The 19519-nt window shown below is 74.6% G+C and carries 21 protein-coding genes; 9 read left to right on the top strand and 12 right to left on the bottom strand.

Annotated elements, in window-relative coordinates:
• Positions 1-3: 3 nt before the first annotated feature.
• From AC4H2S_RS18135 to AC4H2S_RS18125, 3 genes are read right to left on the bottom strand one after another with little or no spacing between them, the layout of a single operon-like run.
• Entirely contained in the window at positions 4-204 is a 201-nt protein-coding gene (locus AC4H2S_RS18135; protein ID WP_241005298.1) for a CDGSH iron-sulfur domain-containing protein, read from the bottom strand.
• The gene (locus tag AC4H2S_RS18130) at positions 201-1157 is read right to left on the bottom strand and encodes an iron-containing redox enzyme family protein (protein WP_491498374.1); all 957 of its coding nucleotides are present in this window, start codon (positions 1155-1157) and stop codon (positions 201-203) included. The genes AC4H2S_RS18135 and AC4H2S_RS18130 overlap by 4 nt, the downstream gene beginning before the upstream one ends.
• Positions 1154-2335, bottom strand: a complete 1182-nt coding sequence (locus AC4H2S_RS18125; RefSeq protein WP_491498373.1) for an alcohol dehydrogenase catalytic domain-containing protein — start codon at positions 2333-2335, stop codon at positions 1154-1156. Before AC4H2S_RS18125 ends, AC4H2S_RS18130 begins: the two co-directional genes overlap by 4 nt.
• 181 nt (positions 2336-2516) lie before the next feature.
• Between AC4H2S_RS18125 and AC4H2S_RS18120 the strand changes: the two genes are divergently transcribed.
• Positions 2517-3035 carry a CinA family protein gene (locus tag AC4H2S_RS18120; RefSeq protein WP_491498372.1) on the top strand — a complete coding sequence of 173 codons (519 nt, stop codon included), beginning with the start codon at positions 2517-2519 and terminating at the stop codon, positions 3033-3035.
• A 53-nt stretch (positions 3036-3088) separates the two neighbouring features.
• Positions 3089-3550, top strand: a complete 462-nt coding sequence (locus AC4H2S_RS18115; RefSeq protein ID WP_491498371.1) for a hypothetical protein — start codon at positions 3089-3091, stop codon at positions 3548-3550.
• A gap of 177 nt (positions 3551-3727) precedes the next feature.
• On the opposite strand, the gene AC4H2S_RS18110 is transcribed toward AC4H2S_RS18115, so the two are convergent.
• From AC4H2S_RS18110 to AC4H2S_RS18100, 3 genes are read right to left on the bottom strand one after another with little or no spacing between them, the layout of a single operon-like run.
• A complete protein-coding gene (locus AC4H2S_RS18110; protein WP_491498370.1) occupies positions 3728-4693 on the bottom strand; it encodes a TIGR03557 family F420-dependent LLM class oxidoreductase in 966 nt (321 codons plus the stop codon).
• Positions 4690-5355, bottom strand: coding sequence for a helix-turn-helix transcriptional regulator (locus AC4H2S_RS18105; protein ID WP_491498369.1), 666 nt, complete (start codon positions 5353-5355; stop codon positions 4690-4692). Before AC4H2S_RS18105 ends, AC4H2S_RS18110 begins: the two co-directional genes overlap by 4 nt.
• A 57-nt stretch (positions 5356-5412) precedes the next feature.
• A complete protein-coding gene (locus tag AC4H2S_RS18100; RefSeq protein ID WP_491498368.1) occupies positions 5413-6078 on the bottom strand; it encodes a hypothetical protein in 666 nt (221 codons plus the stop codon).
• Positions 6079-6200: 122 nt separating this feature from the next.
• Here AC4H2S_RS18100 and AC4H2S_RS18095 point away from each other — a divergent pair, with 122 nt between their 5' ends.
• The 3 genes from AC4H2S_RS18095 to AC4H2S_RS18085 all read left to right on the top strand — a co-directional run bounded on the left by AC4H2S_RS18095 (position 6201) and on the right by AC4H2S_RS18085 (position 8838).
• Positions 6201-6878 (top strand): HAD family hydrolase, encoded by a 678-nt coding sequence (locus tag AC4H2S_RS18095; protein ID WP_491498367.1) that lies wholly within the window; start codon positions 6201-6203, stop codon positions 6876-6878.
• 305 nt (positions 6879-7183) lie between these two features.
• Positions 7184-7363 (top strand): hypothetical protein, encoded by a 180-nt coding sequence (locus tag AC4H2S_RS18090; protein WP_491498366.1) that lies wholly within the window; start codon positions 7184-7186, stop codon positions 7361-7363.
• Positions 7360-8838 (top strand): FAD-dependent oxidoreductase, encoded by a 1479-nt coding sequence (locus tag AC4H2S_RS18085; protein ID WP_491498365.1) that lies wholly within the window; start codon positions 7360-7362, stop codon positions 8836-8838. The genes AC4H2S_RS18090 and AC4H2S_RS18085 overlap by 4 nt, the downstream gene beginning before the upstream one ends.
• A gap of 116 nt (positions 8839-8954) precedes the next feature.
• Here the strand turns inward: AC4H2S_RS18085 and AC4H2S_RS18080 are convergent, their stop codons facing one another.
• Together AC4H2S_RS18080 and AC4H2S_RS18075 are read right to left on the bottom strand one after the other, a co-directional pair.
• Positions 8955-9557 (bottom strand): rhomboid family intramembrane serine protease, encoded by a 603-nt coding sequence (locus AC4H2S_RS18080; RefSeq protein ID WP_491498364.1) that lies wholly within the window; start codon positions 9555-9557, stop codon positions 8955-8957.
• Positions 9558-9562: 5 nt separating this feature from the next.
• Entirely contained in the window at positions 9563-10621 is a 1059-nt protein-coding gene (locus AC4H2S_RS18075; protein ID WP_491498363.1) for a LacI family DNA-binding transcriptional regulator, read from the bottom strand.
• Positions 10622-10650: 29 nt separating this feature from the next.
• Here AC4H2S_RS18075 and AC4H2S_RS18070 point away from each other — a divergent pair, with 29 nt between their 5' ends.
• Positions 10651-11886: an MFS transporter gene (locus tag AC4H2S_RS18070; RefSeq protein WP_491498362.1), complete on the top strand. Its 1236-nt coding sequence runs from the start codon at positions 10651-10653 to the stop codon at positions 11884-11886.
• A gap of 12 nt (positions 11887-11898) precedes the next feature.
• On the opposite strand, the gene AC4H2S_RS18065 is transcribed toward AC4H2S_RS18070, so the two are convergent.
• The 3 genes from AC4H2S_RS18065 to AC4H2S_RS18055 all read right to left on the bottom strand — a co-directional run bounded on the left by AC4H2S_RS18065 (position 11899) and on the right by AC4H2S_RS18055 (position 14962).
• Positions 11899-12456 (bottom strand): M15 family metallopeptidase, encoded by a 558-nt coding sequence (locus tag AC4H2S_RS18065; RefSeq protein ID WP_491498361.1) that lies wholly within the window; start codon positions 12454-12456, stop codon positions 11899-11901.
• 119 nt (positions 12457-12575) lie between these two features.
• Positions 12576-12761 carry a YbdD/YjiX family protein gene (locus AC4H2S_RS18060; protein WP_491498360.1) on the bottom strand — a complete coding sequence of 62 codons (186 nt, stop codon included), beginning with the start codon at positions 12759-12761 and terminating at the stop codon, positions 12576-12578.
• Positions 12758-14962 carry a carbon starvation CstA family protein gene (locus AC4H2S_RS18055; protein ID WP_491498359.1) on the bottom strand — a complete coding sequence of 735 codons (2205 nt, stop codon included), beginning with the start codon at positions 14960-14962 and terminating at the stop codon, positions 12758-12760. The genes AC4H2S_RS18060 and AC4H2S_RS18055 overlap by 4 nt, the downstream gene beginning before the upstream one ends.
• 158 nt (positions 14963-15120) lie before the next feature.
• Between AC4H2S_RS18055 and AC4H2S_RS18050 the strand changes: the two genes are divergently transcribed.
• Both AC4H2S_RS18050 and AC4H2S_RS18045 read left to right on the top strand, forming a co-directional pair.
• On the top strand, positions 15121-16974 hold the full coding sequence (locus tag AC4H2S_RS18050; RefSeq protein ID WP_491498358.1) for a DUF294 nucleotidyltransferase-like domain-containing protein: 1854 nt from the start codon (positions 15121-15123) through the stop codon (positions 16972-16974).
• Positions 16971-17672: a 3'-5' exonuclease gene (locus AC4H2S_RS18045; protein ID WP_491498357.1), complete on the top strand. Its 702-nt coding sequence runs from the start codon at positions 16971-16973 to the stop codon at positions 17670-17672. The genes AC4H2S_RS18050 and AC4H2S_RS18045 overlap by 4 nt, the downstream gene beginning before the upstream one ends.
• 10 nt (positions 17673-17682) lie before the next feature.
• Here the strand turns inward: AC4H2S_RS18045 and AC4H2S_RS18040 are convergent, their stop codons facing one another.
• Positions 17683-18264 (bottom strand): TetR/AcrR family transcriptional regulator, encoded by a 582-nt coding sequence (locus AC4H2S_RS18040; protein ID WP_491498356.1) that lies wholly within the window; start codon positions 18262-18264, stop codon positions 17683-17685.
• Positions 18265-18302: 38 nt separating this feature from the next.
• On the opposite strand from AC4H2S_RS18040, the gene AC4H2S_RS18035 reads away from it, so the two are divergent.
• Positions 18303-19508 (top strand): MFS transporter, encoded by a 1206-nt coding sequence (locus AC4H2S_RS18035; protein WP_491498355.1) that lies wholly within the window; start codon positions 18303-18305, stop codon positions 19506-19508.
• Positions 19509-19519: the final 11 nt, after the last annotated feature.

Raw genomic sequence — 19519 nt, 5'->3', positions numbered from 1 at the left:
GGCTCAGGGGCGCGGGATGACCTTGTGCGTCCCGTCGCACCAGGGCAGGCGGCTCGACTTCTCGCAGCGGCACAGCGCCACGACGGGCCGGTCGACGGCGTGGACGGTGCCGTCGAGGTCCTGCACCGACTCCGCGCCGCGCAGCAGCATCGGCCCGTGCGGCACCAGCACCACGTCGGGGTGGTCGAAATCGCGCGCGGTCACCGGCCCACGCCCCAGGAGGTCAGCATCGCGGTGGCGAAGCGGGCCTCGACGTCGAGGCAGGTGAACGCGCCGAAGAGGATCTCGGGGAGCTGGTCGGGCTCGTCCTCGGCGAGGGTGCCGCAGATGTCGCGGGCCGCGAGGTGCTCGTGGATCGCGTCGGCCTCGACGTGCTCGTCGTAGTAGGCCGACATCGGCCCGTCGAGCTCGAGCCGCTCGAGGCCCTGCACCATCTTGCGCGAGGGCAGCGAGCTGGTCATCTCGAACGCCGCGAGGTGACCCATCGCCGCACCGCGCAGGCGGCGGTGCAGGCCGAACATCGAGCCGGCGTTGTTCATCTCGAGGTTCTCGGTGATCGCGTCGTCGACGTAGGCGCCGTACTCGGCGCGCAGACCGATGGCCTCGAGACCGCGCGCGAAGAGGTGGGAGTGCAGCCGGTTGGGGTCACCGTCGCCGTACTCGTCGAACTGCAGCGCCATCAGCGCCGCCTTGGCCCGCACGGGCAGCCGGGGGACGACGAAGGCCGACGGGTCGGACTCCTTGAGGTGGTAGACCGAGCGCTGTCGCAGCAGCTCGAGCACCTGCTCGCGGTCGGCGTGCCGCCGGACGTGGTCGGCCAGCGACGGCCCGTCGTCGGCCGAGACGAGGTCCTCGAGCGCGGTCGGCACGTCGGCGGGGGCCGGCGGGGCGGAGACGGAGGCCTCGGCCCACCGCGCCCGCAGCCGCTCCTCGAGGGCGGTCTCCAGGTCGCGGCGCACGGCGAGCAGCTCGGGGTCCCACTCGGCGTGGTCGTCGGCGTCCTCGAAGCCGCGGAAGGACAGCTCGTGCAGCGTCCACAGCGAGATCGCCTCGTCGTCGCGCGAGTCGGCCTCGGGTGCCGTGCGCCCGAGGCCCGGCTCGGCGAGCCGGGCGACGAGCCACTCGCTCAGCACGCCGCGTGGCTTGGGCAACCTCACGGCCGGAACACCACCTTGACCATGCCGTCCTCCTTGTCGCGGAACGTGCGGTAGGCCTCGGGGGCGGCGTCGAGGTCGAGGTGGTGGGTGGCGAAGGACTCGACGCCGAGGACGTCGTCCTCCTGCTGGAGCAGGGCGAGGATGTCGTCGCTCCACCGGCGGACGTTGGCCTGACCCATTCGCACCTGGACCTGCTTGTCGAAGAGCTGGAACATCGGCAGCGGGTCGGTGGGGGCGCCGTAGACGCCCGAGATGCTGATGGTGCCGCCGCGGCGCACGCTGTCGATGCAGCTCATCAGCGCGGCGAGGCGGTCGACGCCGAAGTTGAGCATGACCTTCTCCTGCACCTTCTTGGGCAGGAGACCGAGGGCCTTCTGGGCGGTCTCGGCGACCGGCGAGCCGTGCGCCTCCATGCCGACCGCGTCGATGACGCCGTCGGCTCCGCGACCGTCGGTCAGCCGGCGTACGGCGTCGCCCACGCCGTCGACCTCGGTGAAGTCGATGGTCTCGGCGCCACGGCCGTGGACGCGGGCCAGCCGCTCGCGGACGGAGTCGACGACGATGACCCGCAGGCCACGGTGCAGGCCGATGCGCGCCGCCATGTCGCCGATCGGGCCGGCGCCAACGACGAGTAGCGTGCCGCCGGGCTCGACCCCGGCGTACTCCACGGCCTGCCACGCGGTGGGCAGCACGTCGGAGAGGAAGAGGAAGCGGTCGTCGGGCGGGCCGTGCGGCACCTTGATCGGCAGCGTGTCGCCGAACGGCACCCGCAGGAGCTCGGCCTGGCCGCCGGGCACCTGGCCGTAGAGCTTGCTGTAGCCGAAGAGGCTGGCGCCGGTGCCGGTGTCGGTGTTCTGGGTGGTCTCGCACTGGCTCTGCAGGCCGCGGCTGCACATCCAGCACGTGCCGCAGCTGATGTTGAACGGCACGACGACGCGGTCGCCCGGGGTCAGGCTGGTCACGGCCGACCCGACGTCGCGGACGATGCCCATCGGCTCGTGGCCGACGATGTCGCCCGGCGCCATGAAGGGCGCCAGCGGGTCGTAGAGGTGCAGGTCGGAGCCGCACAGCGCGGTCGAGGTGATCTCGACGACGATGTCGGTGCGCTCCTCGATCGCTGCGTCGGGGACCTCCTTGACCTGCATGTCCTGCTTGCCCTGCCAGGTGACTGCCTTCATCGAGCAAAGACCTCCTCGGTCCGTCGTGGCCTCGTGCGCGGTGGTCGCGCACCCGGTCGAGTTCCCCAGTGCCCCGGACGGCGCCGTCCATGCGTGGCGCTGCTCACCCGTGCATGGGTCGGCGGGCGCCGGGGAACCAGTGGAGCCGACCCCGCAGACCGACCGAACGAGAGGTGCCCCCGTGCCCGGCGACCGCGAGCCGACCGACCAGCCGACCGAGCCGACCGACGAGGAGCGCGCCCAGCGGATCGCGGACCTCGCGACCTCACGCGGCCTGCGGGTCGCCGCCGCGGAGTCGCTCACTGCGGGCCGGATCTCGTCCTTCCTCGGCCGGGGCGAGGCCGCCAGCGAGTGGTACCGGGGCGCGGTCGTCGCGTACGACGAGGAGGTCAAGTTCGAGGTGCTGGGGGTGGCCCGCGGGCCCGTCGTGACGGCCCGCTGCGCGCGGGAGATGGCGGCCGGCGTGCGCCGGCTGCTCGGCGCCGACGTCGCGCTGGGCATCACCGGCGTGGGCGGGCCGGGTCCGCAGGAGGACCAGCCGGCCGGCACCGTGCACCTCGCGATCGCCACCGGCGAGGGCACCCGCGAGCTCCTCGCCCGGCTCGACGGCGACCCCTCCGAGGTGGTCGCCGCAGCGACGAGCCTCGCCCTCGACGAGCTCGCCGCCGAGCTGGCGCGCGTACCGTCCGGCGACTCCTGACCCGCCCATTGGCAGGTGGCGGCGGGGCCGGGCGGTCTGTGAACCTCGGTGGCATGGACGACACGCCCTCCCCCGAGCACCGACGGCCCGACGGCGTCACCGACGAGACCGTGGAGGCGGTGGGCAAGCTGTCCGCCGCCCTCGACCACGTCGAGGACGCCCGCGGGCACCTCTACGCCTTCCATCGCCTGATGGGCAGCGCCGAGACGACGATGGAGGAGGCGACCGCGCTGGTGCGCGAGGCCGGCCACGACGAGCTCGCCGACGCCCTCGACCGCGACCTCCTGGGCCAGAACCCACTGCCTGGCATGTGGTCGTTCCAGATGGTCGAGGCCTTCGACGACGGGTTCTACGCCCGCACGAAGGGCCTGCACCAGCGCATCCTCGACGAGCTCATGAACGGCCAGCGCCACGTCTTCGAGGCGGAGATGAAGGAGCTGCGGCGCACCCGCGGCAACGAGGGCCACGAGGCGCGCCCCGCCGACGTCGAGGACCACCCGGAGTTCGACGACTGAGCTGCAGCGGCGGGCGGGCGTCGGGCGGGCGTACGCGCGATCCGGCCAACTTGGCGGGGAAGTCTGACACCTGGAGGGGGTTGCAACCCCCTCCAAGTGACGAAGTCCCCGCTCGAGCGGGGACTTCGACGACCAACGCGCGGCGAGCGGGGACTTCGACGGCCAACGCTCGGAAGGTCAGGGCTGGGCGCGGAGCTGGGGGAGGACGTCGGAGCCGTAGGCGGCGAGCATGTCGGCGTAGTGGGGGCCCATGTTGGCGACGTAGACCTCGGTGAAGCCGGCGTCGACGAAGGGGGCGTAGGCCGCCACGTGCTCAGCCACGTCGGGGCCGAAGGCACCCTGCTCGGCGAACGCCTCGCGGGTGACCAGCTCGCTGGCCTGCTCGAAGTGCTGCGGGCTGGGCAGCACCTGGCTGAGCTCTCCGGGCACGCCGGAGTTGGGCCACAGCTCGTAGGCCGCGTCGATCGCGGCGTCGCGGGAGGGGCCCCAGGCCACCTTGAAGCCGGCCTGCGTGGGGGCGTCGGCGCCCTTGGCCGCGCGGAAGGCCTCCACCGACTCACCGTCGGGCTGCGTGGTGATGAACCCGTCGGCGATGCGGCAGGCCACGTCGAGGGCCTTCGGGCCGAAGGCGCTCATGAAGATCGGCGGCGGCCGGTCGGGGAGCGTGTAGATGCGAGCGGTGTCGACGGTGTAGTGGCGGCCCTCGCGGGAGACCACCTCACCGGTCCACAGCTCGCGGATCACGTCGACGGCCTCCTCGAGCATCTCGAGGCGCTGCTCGGCGTGGGGCCAGCGGTCGCCGAGCACGTGCTCGTTGAGCGCCTCACCCGTGCCGACGCCGAGCGTGAACCGTCCCTCGCCGAGCAGCACGGCCGACGTCGCCGCCGCCTGGGCGACGATCGCCGGGTGCGTGCGCACGGTGGGGCAGGTGACGGCGGTGGTGACCGGCAGGTCGCAGACCTGGGCGATCGCGCCGATCATCGACCAGACGAACGGCGACTGCCCCTGGGCGTTGGTCCACGGGTGGAAGTGGTCGCTGATCCACAGGCTGTCGAAGCCGGCCCGCTCGGCCAGGCGCGCCTGCTCGAGCAGCTCCTCGGGGGCGTACTCCTCACAGGAGAGGAAGTAGCCGAACCGGGTCATCGCGCCGCGTTGGCGACGAGCCGCGGCCGCGCGACCTCACGCTCGGGCGCCATCAGCAGTCCGTGCTGGATCGCCCACAGGACGGCCTGCGAGCGCGAGGTGACCTCGATCTTGGAGTAGGCCCCGCGGATGTAGGACTTCACCGAGTTGATGCTGAGGTTGGTCTCCTCGGCGATCTCGCGGTTGGCCTTGCCGGCGGCGATCATCGAGAGCACCTCGGTCTCGCGCTGGGTGAGCGGCCACTTCTCGGCCGCCACCTTCTCGGCCTCGGCCTGGCCGGTCCACGCGTCGACCACGACCCGGCCGTCGGCGATCTGGAGCAGGTTCCACACGAGGCGGCGCGCCGGCAGCCACTTGCTGACGAAGCCCGCGGCACCGCGCGACATCTCGGTGGACACGGCCTCGGGGCTGCAGTCCCAGCCGAAGGCGACCATCCGGGTCGGGAAGCGCTGGGGGGCGGGGCGGACGCCGGCGGTGCGACGGTGGGGTTCGTAGAGGGTCAGGTCGCACAGCGGTGCGGGACCGTCGACCCGGTGGGACACCACGGTGACCAGTGCGGAGTGGGGCTCGAGCATGGCGCGGAGGCCGTGCACGACGAGCTCGCTCTCCTCCATGATCGCCACCTTGACGTGGCGCGTGACGGGGGCGTTGGGTCGTTGCATGTCCGGCTAGTACCCCGAAGGGCGTGGCGCATGCACGCCGAGCTCGTTCCGGTCCGGCTAGGTCAGCAGCGCGCGGGCGACGCGGGCCGCCTCGGTCTCGGTGACGCCGGCCTCGGCGGCCGCATCGCCCAGCATCCGGGCCGCGACGTCGGTGGTCACCGCCATCCGGGCCGCGACCAGGCCCACGGCCACGTCGACCAGCCGCTGCTCGCGCAGCCGCTCCGGGGCCAGCTCGGCCCGCCGGAGGCTGTCGAAGCCCAGGTCGGCGTTGGTCACCGCGCCGGCCTGCCACACGCCGAGGGCCTCGACGAGCCCGTCGATGCGGTCGCGGAACGCGTAGGCCGTGGAGGCGTAGAGGTCGATGTTGAGCACGGCCCGGCCGTGCTCGACCACCGGGAGGGACACGGTGCTGGCGATCCCGTCGAACGCCCGCTCGCGGGCCATGTCGGCCCAGTCGACCTCGTCGAGCGGGTGTGAGGGGCCCGGCGGTCCGGGCCCGGGGCCGGCCCGGCCGTGGTCGCCGTGGTGGGCGACACCGGTCGCGGCGCTGTCGACGAGGGTGAAGGTGAGGTCCTCGTCGAGCAGGGTGACGCTCAGCGCGACGCAGTCGGGCACCGCTCGCAACGCCCAGCCCTCGATGATCCGCAGCAGGCCCTCCATGTCGTCGACCGACAAGGTGACGTACTCGTCCAACGCCTCCCGGCTCTGCGGCAGCAACTCCACGGCGATCCCCTCGACACATCGGTGGTGGCTGAACCATCGATGCTGCCCCTACGCCCATGGCCTCACCACACCCGCTGGGGCGATGATGCATGCCCACTCCCCGACCGGGGTACGACGCGCGGGTGAGCTCGGAGACCCACCAACAGCCCGTCGTCGTCCTCGACCTGGACGGCACCCTGGTCGACTCGGTCTACCAGCACGTCGTCGCGTGGCACGGCGCGTTCCGCGATGTCGGCCTGCACGTCAGCTCGGTCCGCATCCACGAGGCCATCGGGATGGGCGGAGACCGGCTCGTGGGGCACGTCGCCGGGGACCCCGCCGAGGCCGCCGTCGGCGACGACGTGCGCAAGCTGCACGACGACTACTTCGCGGCGGCGCTCCGCACCGTGTGTGCCCTCGACGGCGCCGCCGACCTCGTCGAGTCGCTCGCCGGCCACGGCCACCGGGTCGTGCTGGCCAGCTCGTCGGAGGCCGACCTGGTCGACGAGATGCTCGACATCGTCGGCATCCGGCGCCACCTCGCCGCGGTCGTGACCGGGTCGGACGGCGCGGCGACCAAGCCGGCGCCCGACATGGTCGCGCTCTCCGTCGAGAAGGCGGGCGGGGGCACGTCCGCGGTCGTCGTGGGCGACGCCGTGTGGGACGTGCTGTCCGCCGAGGCCGCCGGGCACGCGTCCATCGGGCTGCGCAGCGGCGGCATCAGCGCCGACCGGCTGACGTCCGCCGGCGCGGCGCGGGTCTACGACGGCCCGCGCGACCTGCTGACCCGCCTCGAGGGCGGCCCGCTCCAGATGCACTGACGCGTCCCGTCCGCCCGGCACCGCGCGGACGGCGTCATGGGCGGCTGCCCCGGCCGACTGCGCCGGCCCGGACGTGTACGAAGCCCGCCGGAGTCACCTCGCACGGCGTACGGGAGGTAGAGACCGGCGGGCCTCGCGCCTGGCCGCCGCGATCGCGACGACCGCGGCGTGTGGTCGATGTACCCCCTGGGGTAGGGGTTCATGCACCCCCTGCACCGATTTTTCCGCAAACGAGCGCCGGGAGGACTACTCGCCGGGGGCGGGGGTACCGCTTCCACGTGCCCGACCCCACCCCAGGAGACCAGATGAGTCCGTCCGACGACCGGTCGCACGAGCCGTGGACCGACCCGCAGACCCACCTCGACACCGACCCGGTGAACGCCGAGCCCGCCCACCCCGAGCCCGCCGAGCCCGCCGAGCCCGCCGACGCGCAGCCGGGCTCGCGGCCGCAGGGATCCGACGAGCCCGCGGAGGAGGTGTCGTGACGTCGCTGTGGCTCGACCGGGCGACGCCCGTGACCGACGACCCGCTGCCCGCGCCGGGCGCCACCCTCGACGCGCTGGTCGTGGGTGCGGGCCTCACCGGCCTGACGACAGCCCTGCTGCTGGCGCGTGCCGGGCTGCGGGTGGCGTGCGTCGAGGCACGCGAGGTCGGTGCCGTCACGACGGGCCGCACCACCGGCAAGGTGTCGCTGCTCCAGGGCACCCATCTCTCCCGCATCCGCCGGCACCGCTCCGAAGAGGTCGCGGCGGCCTACGTCGACGCCAACCGCGAGGGCATGGAGTGGCTGCTGCGCTTCTGCGACGACCACGGCGTGGCCTACCAGCGCCGCACCGCGGTGACCTACGCAGCCGACGAGCGGGAGCGCTCGTCGGTGGAGCAGGAGCACCGGGCGGCCGCCGACCTCGGGCTCGCCGTCGAGTGGCACGACTCCCTCGACGTGCCGTTCCCCCACGTCGCCGCGACGACGCTGCGCAAGCAGGCACAACTCGACGCGATGGACGTCCTCGGCGCGCTCGTCGAGCAGCTGCGCGCCCACGGCGGCACCCTGCACCAGGGACACCGGGTGCGCTCGGTGTCGAAGGGCGGGCGGCCCACCATCCGCCTCGAGAGCGGCAGGGCCCTGACGGCCGACCACCTCGTGCTCGCCACCGGCACGCCCATCCTCGACCGCGGGCTGCACTTCGCCCGGCTCGAGCCGCAGCGCTCCTACGTGCTCGCGCTCACCGGAGCCGAGCCGCTGGAGGGCATGTACCTGTCCGCGGGCTCCGACGCCCGCTCGGTGCGCGAGGCCCCGGGCGGCACGCTCGTCGTGGGCGGCGCGGGGCACGTCGTGGGGCGTACGGACTCCCACCTCGCCCACCTCGAGGCCCTCCGGTCGTGGTCGGCGACGTGGTACCCCGGCACCACGGAGACCCACCACTGGTCGGCGCAGGACTACAGCAGCCCCGACGGCGTGCCCTACGTCGGCCCGTTGCGGCGGGGCGGCGACCGCATCCACGTCGCGACCGGCTACGAGAAGTGGGGCATGACCAACGCCGTGGTTGCCGCCCGCACGATCTCCTCCGACGTCCTGGGCGACCTGCCGCCGTGGGCGCAGGTGCTCAGCGCGAGGCCGCCGTCGGGCACCAGCGCCGCCGAGGTGGCCCGGATCAACCTGGGGGTCGGCGCGGCCGTGGTCAGGGGGGCCGTGCGCACCGCCCGCGAGCGGATCCCCGGAACGGCCGGTCCGGCGCAGGCCCGCGCGTGCGGCGTCGTCGGCGTCTGCACCCACCTCGGCGGGCTGCTGAAGTGGAACGACGCCGAGGACACCTGGGACTGCCCCCTGCACGGCTCGCGCTTCACCCCGGACGGGGAGGTCCTCGAGGGGCCCGCCACCCGGCCGCTCCTCAAGCGCACCGAGACCACCCCCGAGACCACCCCCGGGATCGCTCCCGACGAGGGAGACCGGGTGGAGTGATGACGGAGTGATGACCGGGATCCGCCGGGCGCTCCTGCTCGTGACCGACGCCGTGCTCCTGGCGGGGTGCGCCCGGGTCTCCGACGACTTCCCGGCCGACCCCTACCAGCCGCCGGTCAGTAGGAGGTGAGGCTCGACTCCCGGGGGCGCCCGGTGGTGAGCACCCGCGCGGCGACGAAGCCGCCGATGGCACCGAAGAGGTGGCCCTGCCACGAGACGCCGGGCTGGCCGGGGAGCACGCCGAGCAGGGCGCCGCTGTAGAGCAGGAAGACGGCGACGCCGATCATGATCTCGGTGGTGCGCCGGTTGAGGAAGCCCCGCACGATCAGGTAGACGATCCAGCCGAAGATCAGCACGGACGCCCCCGCGTGCACGCTGCCGGGCTGCGCAAAGAGCCACACCCCGATCCCGCCGACGACCCAGATGATCGCGGTCGCCGCGATGCCGCGGGCCACGCCGGTGGCGAGGGTGAGGAAGCCGAGCACGAGCACGGGGATCGTGTTGCTGACGAGGTGGTCGAAGCCGAAGTGCAGCGTCGGGGCGAGCAGGATCCCGACGAGACCGTCCTCGCTGCGCGGCTGCACGCCGTAGGAGTCGAGCGGGTGGCCGGTCGCGGTGTCGAGGATCTCCAGCAGCCAGAGCAGCACGACGAACCCGCCCGTCACCAGCGCGGCGCCCTTCCAGGCGGGCTCACGGGACGGCTGGCGGGCGGGCTGCATGCCCCTCATCGTGACAGCCGGGCCGAAACCGGCCCGGCTGCGCCGGGGTCGCGGACCTGCCAGGGGACGGGGCCGACCTCGGTGCCCGGGTCGAGGGCGGCGCGGGCACAGAGGCGTCCCTGGTCGCGCAACGGGTTGGTCACGGTGAGGATGCCGGCGGCGAGGGCGGCGGGCGAGGCGTCCCAGCCGGCGATGGTCGCGGTGGGGTGCGTCGGGTGGAGGGCGTCGCGCGCACCCAGGGCGAGCTCGTCGCTCATCGCCAGGACGACCGGCGAGGCGCCGACGGGGAGGCGGGGCAGGAGGGCGCGCATCGCGGTCTCGCCCTGACCGCGTCCGTTGCGCTCGACCACCGCGACGGGGGTGCCGCTCCAGTCGTGACCCGCTGCCACGAGCGCGTCGCGGAAGCCGTGGAGCCGGTGCCGCGTGACGGGGAACGGGACCGCGCTCGGCACCGCGCCACCGGTGAGGACCTCCGCCGTCCGTCGGCGGTCGAGCGGGAAGCTCACGACGACGGGCACGTCGCCGCGGGCCAGCGCGGCGGCGGCCACGGCCCGGGCGGCGGCGCGGTCGTCCGAGCCGACGCACGCGATGCCGGGCACCTCCGGCCCGCCCTGGATGGCAGCCGGCCGGCCGCTCTGCGCCACGGCAGCCAGCACGGGGTCGTCGTCGGTGGTCGTCCACAGCACGTAGGCGTCGACGGCCGCCGCCAGGACGCGGTCGACGTCCGAGGCGTCGCCGTGCGTCGGGATCAGCACCATCCCGAGCCCGTCCTCGACGCAGACGTCGGCGACGCCCGCGAGGAACGTCGATGCCTGGGGGTCGTCGAAGGCGTAGGCCAGGTGCTCCCCGAGCACGACACCGACCTGGCCGGTCCTGCCGGAGCGGAGCGCGCGGGCCGTGGCGTCGGGGCGGTAGCCCAGCCGCCGGGCCGCCTCCATCACGCGCGCGCGGGTCGTCGCGGCCACGCGGTCGGGCCGGTTGAACGCGTAGGAGACGGTCATCGCCCCGACCCCGGCCTCGGCCGCGACGTCCTTGACGGTGGGTCGGTCCCGTCGGGTTGGCATGGGCCAAGCCTATGCGTATCGTTACACAGATGTCGATGCGTAACGTTACACAAGTGGCCGCGCCGCCGGTGCGTCGTGCTCGCCGGCGACCGCCCGGCGTCACGGTGGCGGCCTACGCGGCGTTCGGCGCGTTCGGGACGTTCTGGGGCGCGTGGGGCGCCGCGCTGCCAGCGATCAGGTCCCAGGCGGGGTTGACGGACGGGCAGCTGGGGACGGCCCTGCTGTTCGTCGGCGCGGGCGCGCTCCCGGCGATGGTGGCGACCGGGTGGCTGCTCGAGCGGTGGGGCCTGCGGCTGGCCGCGCTGCTGCTCGCGCTGATGGCAGGCGCCGGAGTGGTCATGGCGCTCGCTGCTCGTGACCTCGTCTCGGTGGTCGTGTGCCTGACGCTGGTCGGCGCGACGTCGGGTGCGGCGGACGTCGCCATCAACACGCTGGCCGGGCATGCCGAGCAGCGCACCGCTCGTGCCGTGCTGACCCGGGCGCACGGCGTGTTCTCGCTCGCGGTCGTCGTCGCCAGCCTCGGCGTCGGTGCCGCGCTCTCCCGGGAGCTGGGTCTGCTGAGCGCCTTCGCGCTGGTCGCGGTCGTCGTCGTCGCCCTCGCCGGACTCGTCGGCGCCGCGCGGCCCGACAGCTCGGCCGGCGCCGCCGACCGACGCCGGGGCGGGCCGGAGCGGACCGACCCCGAGGGCGGCGGACGCGCCATCGGCGTGCTTCCCCTGGTCGTGGTGGGACTGGTGGGGGCACTCGCCTACGCCACCGAGAACGCGCACCAGAGCTGGGGGGCGGTGCTCGTCACCGACGTGTTCGCCGCCACGCCGCAGCTGGCCTCGCTGGCCCCCGCGACCTTCGCCGCCAGCGCCGCACTCACCCGGCTGGCCCTGGCGCCGCTGTCGAGGAGCCATCCGCTCCTCCTCCTGACCACCGGTGGCGCCGTCGCGGCGGGCGGCAGCGTCGTCGTGGCCACCGCCCCCACCGTCACCGTCGCCCTCCTCGGGCTCGCCGTCGCTGCGGCCGGGACGGCCACGCTCTTCCCGACCCTGCTCAGCCACGTGCTCCGCGACACCTCGCCGTCCCGCCGGGCGCGGGCCACCTCCGCCATCGCCACGACCGCCTACCTCGGATACCTGCTGGGTCCGGCCTACGTCGGCCTGGTCGCCGATGCGTTCGGCCTGCGCAACGCCGTCCTCGCCGTGGCGGCGACCGCGCTCGTCTTCGCCGCCACCGCCGCCCCCGCCGGGCGGTGGGCCCGTCGCGCGACCTCCTGACGCGCGCCCCGATCAGCGTTCTCGCGAGCTGCTGTCCGGCAGCATCTCCGGGCACCGCCCGCCGGGCGTGGTGAGCAGCTCGTAGTGCCAGACCTCGTTGGCGAAGGCCTGGCAGAGCCCGTACGCCGACCCGTGGTCCGCCATCCAGAGTGCGCCGTCGGTCGGGCCGATGTCCACGGCGTCCCCCGTGACGTGAGCAGAGACGTCCGGCGAGGCGACCCACCGGCGGGCCTCCTCCGCGGAGCCGTACCTGTCCACCGCCTCCTCGAGGAGCCTCTCCTGGTGGGCCCTGCTGCGCCACCCGCTGGTCACGTGCACGTCGACCCCCGCCGTCCGGGCGTCCTCCGCCGCTGCCATCACCGCCTCGAGCAGGGCCGGGTCGAGCCGGCCGAGGGCGGCGTCGTCGTGCAGCCCCTCCCCCAGCTCGCGCGCCGCGGCCTCCGGGGGCGTCGCCCGCGCGGCAGGCCGGAGGATGCCGTTGCCCCCACCCGGCGAGTCACAGGCGAAGACGGCGACGCAGACGGCGGCGAGGGTCAGGGCGAGGAGGAGACGGGTCCCGGTGTCGATCACGCGACGACGCTAGGAAGTCCACCGCCCCCGGGGCCTCCACCCGAGGTGCCGACCCGGGAGCCGCAGGTGCCGCGCGACTCAGACCCCCGTGTCGGACCCCGGGCCGCCGGGCGCGGGCCTCAGCAGCAGCGTCCGCCCGCCTGGTGCTCGCGCTCGTGGTCGCGGCGGCGCTCGAACTCTCGCCGCGACATCGGCGGCTCGCCGAAGGCCTCGCACTCCGCGACGTAGTCGTCCCACCGGGCCTCCCCGGTCAGCTCGCGGACGTAGCGCCGCAGCGTGCGCGCCGCCTCCGCCACCCGGGTCACCGCTGGCTCCCCGCGTCGACGCCGCGGCCCGCGGCCTCCCACTCGCGCACCGCCTCCTTCTCCTCGGCGGTGGCGATGAAGTCGGAGGGCTGGACCAGGTGGGACTCCTGCCACGGCACCTCGGTGGTGGGCAGGCCACCGGCACGCACCGCCTTGATCCAGATGACGAAGGCATTGAGGACCACCACGACCACCAGCAGCGCGAAGAGCGCCTGCAGCGTGCCGTTGACGGTGGAGTTGAAGACCACCTGGTTCATCTGGTCCACGTCGGTCGCGGGGGCGAGCAGCTCGCCGGCGTCGAGGGCGTCGGCGTAGCGCTCGCGCTGGGTGAAGTAGCCGATGGCCGGGTTGTCGGAGAACACCTTCTGGTAGCTGGCGGTCATGGTCGTGACCAGGTCCCACGCCAGGCCGACGCCGGGCACCCAGGCCCACTTCACCTTCCCGTGCTTGATCAGCAGCGTCACGCACAGCGTCAATGCGATGGCCGCGAGCAGCTGGTTGGCGATGCCGAAGAGCGGGAACAGCTGGTTGATGCCCCCGAGCGGGTCGGTCACGCCGACGTAGAGCATGTAGCCCCACAGCCCGACCACCACGGCGCTCGCCGACCACGCGGCGGGCTTCCAGGACAGGTCGGCGTAGCGCGGCCACAGGTTGCCGACGGTGTCCTGCAGCATGAACCGCCCGACCCGGGTGCCGGCGTCGACCGCGGTGAGGATGAAGAGCGCCTCGAACATGATCGCGAAGTGGTACCAGAACGCCGCGAGCCCGCCGCCGAACGCCTCGGTGAAGATCTGCGAGATGCCGAGCGCGAGCGTCGGTGCGCCGCCGGTGCGGGAGATGAGGGTCTGCTCCTCCACCGCGGCGGCGGCCGCGGTGAGCTGGTCGGGGGTGATGCTGAAGCCGAGGCCCGAGACGAACTCGGCTGCGGTGGCCGGGTCGGCCCCAGTGGCGCCGGCGGGGCTGTTCATGGCGAAGTAGAGGCCGGGGTCGATGACGCAGGCGGCGATGAGGGCGCTGATCGCGACGAACGACTCCATCAGCATCCCGCCGTAGCCGATCATCCGGACCTGGCTCTCCTTGGCCACCATCTTGGGCGTGGTGCCCGAGGAGATGAGGGCGTGGAAGCCCGACAGGGCGCCGCACGCGATGGTGATGAACACGAACGGGAACAGCTTGCCGGCGAACACCGGCCCGTCGCCGTCGATGGCGAAGTCGGTCACCGCCTCCTGCTGCAGGACCGGTGCGGCGAGCACCAGTCCGATGGCGAGGAGCACGATCACGCCGATCTTCATGAAGGTCGACAAGTAGTCGCGAGGCGTGAGCAGCATCCAGACCGGCAGGATCGAGGCGACGAAGCCGTAGACCACCAGGCCGATCGTCAGTTGCTCCTTCGACAGCGTCAGCGCCTCCTCGAGGCCCATCTGCTCGACGTAGCCGCCGCCGATGATCGCGAGGAGCAGCAGGGCGACACCGATCGCCGTGACCTCCGAGACCCGGCCCGGTCGCAGCACCCGCAGGTAGTAGCCCATGAACAGCGCGATGGGGATCGTCAGCCCGATCGAGAACACGCCCCACGGCGACTCGGCGAGCGCGTTGACGACCACCAGCGCGAGCACGGCCAGGATGATGATCATGATCGCGAAGACCGCGATCAGGGCGGCGATCCCGCCCACGAGGCCGATCTCCTCGCGCACCATCTGGCCCAGGCTCTTGCCGTCGCGGCGCATCGAGAAGAAGAGGACGACCATGTCCTGCACGGCCCCGGCGAAGATGACGCCGACGATGATCCAGATCGTGCCGGGCAGGTAGCCCATCTGGGCGGCGAGGACCGGGCCGACCAGCGGGCCCGCCCCGGCGATGGCGGCGAAGTGGTGGCCGAAGAGCACGTGCCGGTCGGTGACGTCGAAGTCGCGGCCGTTGTCGTGCCGCTCCGCCGGGGTGGCCCGGGTGTCGTCGACGCCCAGCACCCGGTAGGCGATGAAGCGGGAGTAGAAGCGGTAGGCGATCGCGTAGGAGGACAGGGCCGCGAAGAGGATCCAGAGGGCCGAGACCTCCTCGCCGCGGGAGAGCGCCAGGACGCTCCAGCAGACGGCACCGACGACGGCGACCGCGCTCCACACCGCGATCGCCTTGGGGCTCATCCGGGACCGGCCGCCCGGGGGTGACGGCGATCGGGGCGTGCTGGTCGACTGGGTGGCCATGGCGCGACTCCTCCGTGCTCAGGCGCGCCCCGGCGGGCCGCGAACCCTCCCCAGATCAGTACCCCGCGCCCCGACCCCACCGCAAGGTGTTCGGCGCTGCGAAACCCGGCCCGGGTGATCGGACGACCCGGCGGCGGATCGGTGCCACGATGGGCGCCATGGAGGTCGAGATCGCCGAGGTCCGCGACTTCCTCGCGGGGCACGCGCCGTTCGACGGGCTGCCCCCGGGCGTGCTGGCGGCCCTGCCCCGCCGGTGCACCGTGCGCTACGCCCGGCGCGGCACCGTCGTCCTCGACGTCGGCGAGCCGGGCGAGGGCCTGTACGTCGTGCGCTCGGGCGCCGTGGAGGTGCGCGACGAGGCAGGTGGGCTCGTCGACCGGGTCGGCACGGGCGAGGCGTTCGGGATGAGCTCGCTGCTGGAGCGCCGGCCCACGCGCCACCGCTGCACCGCCGTCGAGGACACGCTGCTGCTGGTGCTGGAGCCGGAGGCGTTCGACGAGCTCTGCCGGGCACACCCGGCCGTCGCCGCCTTCTACGCCGCCACGCACCACGCGCGGCTCACACGGGCGATCCACCACCTCCAGCGGGCGACGTCGGGCGGCACCGCGCTCGGCACCCGGGTCGGCGACCTGGTGACCCGCCCCGCGGTGACCACGGCTCCCGACACGTCGGTGCGCGACGCCGCGGCCACCATGTCGCGGGCCGGGGTCTCCAGCGTCCTGGTCGTCGAGGACGGCGAGCTGCGCGGCATCGTGACCGACCGCGACCTGCGCACCCGCGTGCTCGCCGCCGACGTGCCGCCCGACACGCAGGTGCGCGCGGTGATGACCCCCGACCCGGCCACGCTCTCCCCCGACGCGCCGGCGTTCGAGGCCCTGCTCGAGATGGTCGAGCGCGACATCCACCACCTCCCGCTCACCGACGAGGCCGGACGGCCGGTCGGCCTGGTGTCCACCACCGACCTGGTCCGGCTCGAGAACGCCGACCCCGTCCACCTCGCCGCGGCGATCGGGAGGCAGACGACCCTGGCCGGCGTCGTCGCCGAGGCGCCCGGCATCCGCACGGTGGTCGGCCGGCTCGTCGAGCGCGACGTCACCGCCGCGGACGTGTGCCGGGTCGCGACCGCGCTCGGCGACGCCGTACGACGCCGGGTGGTCGCGCTGGTCGAGGACGAGCTCGGGCCGCCGCCGGTGCCCTACAGCTGGGTCGTGCTCGGCTCGGCCGCTCGCGACGAGGAGGGGCTCACCGCCGACCAGGACCACGCGCTCGTGCTCGCGCACGAGCCGGACGAGGCCGCCGGCGCGTGGTTCGCCGAGCTCGCCGAGCGGGTCACCGCGGTGCTCGAGCAGTGCGGCTGGCCGCGCTGTCCGGGCGAGGTGATGGCGACCAACCCCGAGTGGCGGCTGAGCGTGACGCAGTGGCACGACCGGTTCGCCCGGTGGTCGCGCGAGCCGCAGCCCGACGCCGTGCTGCGGGCGGCGATCTTCCACGACATGCGCCACCTCGCCGGCGAGCGGCGGCTCGCCGAGCAGGTCCACCTCGCGTCCGTGCAGACCGCCTCCCCGCGCCTCCTCGGCCACCTGTCGCGGCAGGCGCTGTCGATGCGCCCGCCGCTCGGCTTCTTCCGCGGGCTGGTGCTCGAGCGGCACGGCGAGCACCGCGACACCCTCGACATCAAGCGCCCGATCTCCGCCGTGGTGCAGCTGGCCCGCATCCACGCCCTCCGGGCCGGGTCGCCCGCCCTCACCACGCGACGTCGGCTCGACGCGGCGGTCTCGGCGGGCGTCCTCGACCACGAGACCGCCACCGAGCTCGCCGACGCCATGGAGCTGATGTCCTACCTGCGCCTGCACCACCAGGCGGCGCAGGTCGGGGCCGGGCGGGTGCCGGACAACAACGTGCGCCCCGCCGACCTGACGCAGTGGCAGCGCCGCCACCTGCGCGACGCGTTCGAGATCGTGCGGTCCGCCCAGCAGACCCTGTCCAGCCGCCTGCCGCCGGGGTTCGAGTGAGGGCGCGCCGTCCCCTCCTCGCCCGCCGCCCGCGCGGGCCCGACCGCTACCCGCCGGGCCCGCTCCGCGAGCTCGCGGCGGTGCCCGCCCCGCCGGACACGACCCCGGTGTCGCGGCTCGAGCTCCTCGCGCTCGACGTCGAGACGACCGGCCTCGACCCCCGCACCGACCACCTGCTGTCGCTGGGGTGGGTGCCGGTGGTGGGCGGACGCGTGCGGCTCGCCGAGGCGCGCGAGCACCGCGTACGTCCTCCCGACGGCGTGGGCGTGGGGGCCTCGGCCACCTGGCACCGCCTGACCGACGACGGGCTCTCCGACGCCGCCGCGCCTGCCGACGTCCTGCCGGGCCTCCTCGCCGACCTGCGCGGCCGGGTGCTGCTCGCCCACCACGCGCCGATCGAGGTGGGGTTCGTCGCCGCGGCCACGCTGGCGGCGTACGGTGCGCGGGCGCCGCTCACCGTGGTCGACACCCTCGCGCTCGAGCACCGGCTGCGGGCCGACGTGAACGGGGAGGTGCAGGGGTCGCTGCGGCTCGACGCGGCTCGACGCACCCACGGGCTCCCCCGCTACGCCGCCCACGACGCCCTGACCGACGCGATCGCCGCCGCCGAGCTGCTGCTCGCCCAGGTCCCCGAGCTCGAGGAGCGGCTCGGCCGGGAGGTGCTGCTGCGCGACCTGGCGCCGAGGCGGTCGGGGTAGCGGCCCGGGCTCACGCCGCCGGCGGCTCCTCGACGGGCACCAGCTGGTCGGCGATCGCGCGCGCGACGCCGATGGGGTCGGCCGGCGCACCGCGCAGCAGGCCGGCCAGCGCGCCGTCGTAGACGACGACGAGGCGGTCGGCGACGGCGTCGGGGGCGGCGAGGCCGGCCTCGCGGGCGAGCCCGCTCAGCCGCGACGTCAGGGCGGTCGTGTCGGCCTCGACCAGGGCCTGCACCGGGTCGCCCGCGCGGCCGGCCGGCCGCTCGGAGGCCGTGGCGAGGAAGCAGCACCACTGGGTGGCGCCGGAGGAGCGGCGGAAGTCGGCGAGCGCGTCGAAGAGCGCGAGCAGGCGGCCCCGGGGCGACCCGGCCGCCTCGATCGCGGCCTCCCACTGCGCGGTCCACGCCGCGAGGCGTCGCTCGAGCACGGCCGCGAGCAGGCCGTCCTTGCTGCCGACGTGCTGGTAGAGGGTGGCGATCGCGACGCCGGCCTCGCCGGCCACGCGGTCGACCCCGGTGACCGCGATGCCGTCGCCGAAGAACAGCCGCTCCGCGGTGTCGAGGATGCGCTCGCGCGTCTGGTCCCTGCCCACGATGGAAGCATAACGACCGTTCTGATAGAACGGTCGTTATGCCTGCCGAGCCCGCCCTCACCCCGCCGCCCGCGCGCGGCGGCCTCGCGGTGGCGGTGCTCGGCATGGTGCTGATCGCCTCGACCTACGGCATGGCGCGCTTCGGCGTCGGCCTGTTCGCTCCCCGCCTGGTGGCGGAGCGCCCCGACCTCGCGCCGGTGGTGGGGTGGGCTGCGGCAGCGCAGTTCACGTCGTACTCCCTGGCCGCGGCGCTCGCCGCCCGGCTCTCCGACGTCCGGCCCCGCAGCGGGGTGGCGCTCGCGGGCGCCGCGGCGAGCGTGGGGTGCCTGGGCGTCGCGACGACCGCGTCCGCCCCGTGGCTGGTGGTCAGCGTCTTCGTGGGGGGCACGGGCGCCGGGTTCGCCTCGCCCGCGCTCGTCCGGGTCGTCGACGCGGTGACGGCTCCCGGGCGGGCCGCCGGCGCCCAGTCGCTGGTCAACACCGGCACGGCCGTCGGCGTGGTCCTCACCGGCGTGCTCGCCCTCACGGTCCCGTCCGTCGCGGCCGCCTGGCTGCTGATGGCCGCGGTCAACGCCGCGGCCGCGGGAGGCGTGCTGCTGCTGGTGCGCCGCAGCCCCGGCCCCGGGGCCGCGGCCGCCTCGGGCATCTCGTCGTCGTACGACTGGCGCACGCTCGCGACGCCGGCCGCGGGCGCCGCGGTCGTGGGGGCCGGCTCCGCCGTGATCTGGTCCTTCGGCCCGCTGCTCGCGACCCGGTCGGGCCCGATCGACGGGTCGCGGGTGGGGTTGCTGTGGATCGCCCTCGGGGTCGGCGGCCTGCTCGGCCCGCTCACCGGCAGGCTGGTGGAGCGCTGCGGGCTGCGCGGCGCCTGGGCGGTGTCGGTCGGCGCGGTGGTGGGTGCCAACCTCGCCCTGGCCGCGGGGCTCGCCCTCGGGCTCGCGTGGGCGACCTACGCCGCGATGGCCGGCTTCGGGGCCGGCTACATGTGCCTGTCCGGCGTGCTGATCCTGTGGGCCCGCGAGGCGTGGCCCGACGCCGCGGGGCGCGGCACCTCGCTGCTCTTCATCGCGCTGGCCGTGGGCCAGGCGGTGGGCGCGGCCGGGCTCGGGGCGTGGCAGGACGTCGCCGGTCCTGTCGGCGCCGCGCTCACGGCCGCGCTGGCGTGCGCCGCGGGGGTCGCCCTCGTCGGGCGCGCTCTGTCGGAGGCGCCGGGCGCGAAGCGCCACTCGAGCGTCGCGCGGTAGGCCTCCCCCGG

It is taken from the genome of Nocardioides sp. Z13_37 (genome assembly GCF_058355585.1).
The sequence above is the reverse complement of the archived record's forward strand: the minus strand, read 5'-3'. Positions and strand labels throughout refer to the sequence as shown.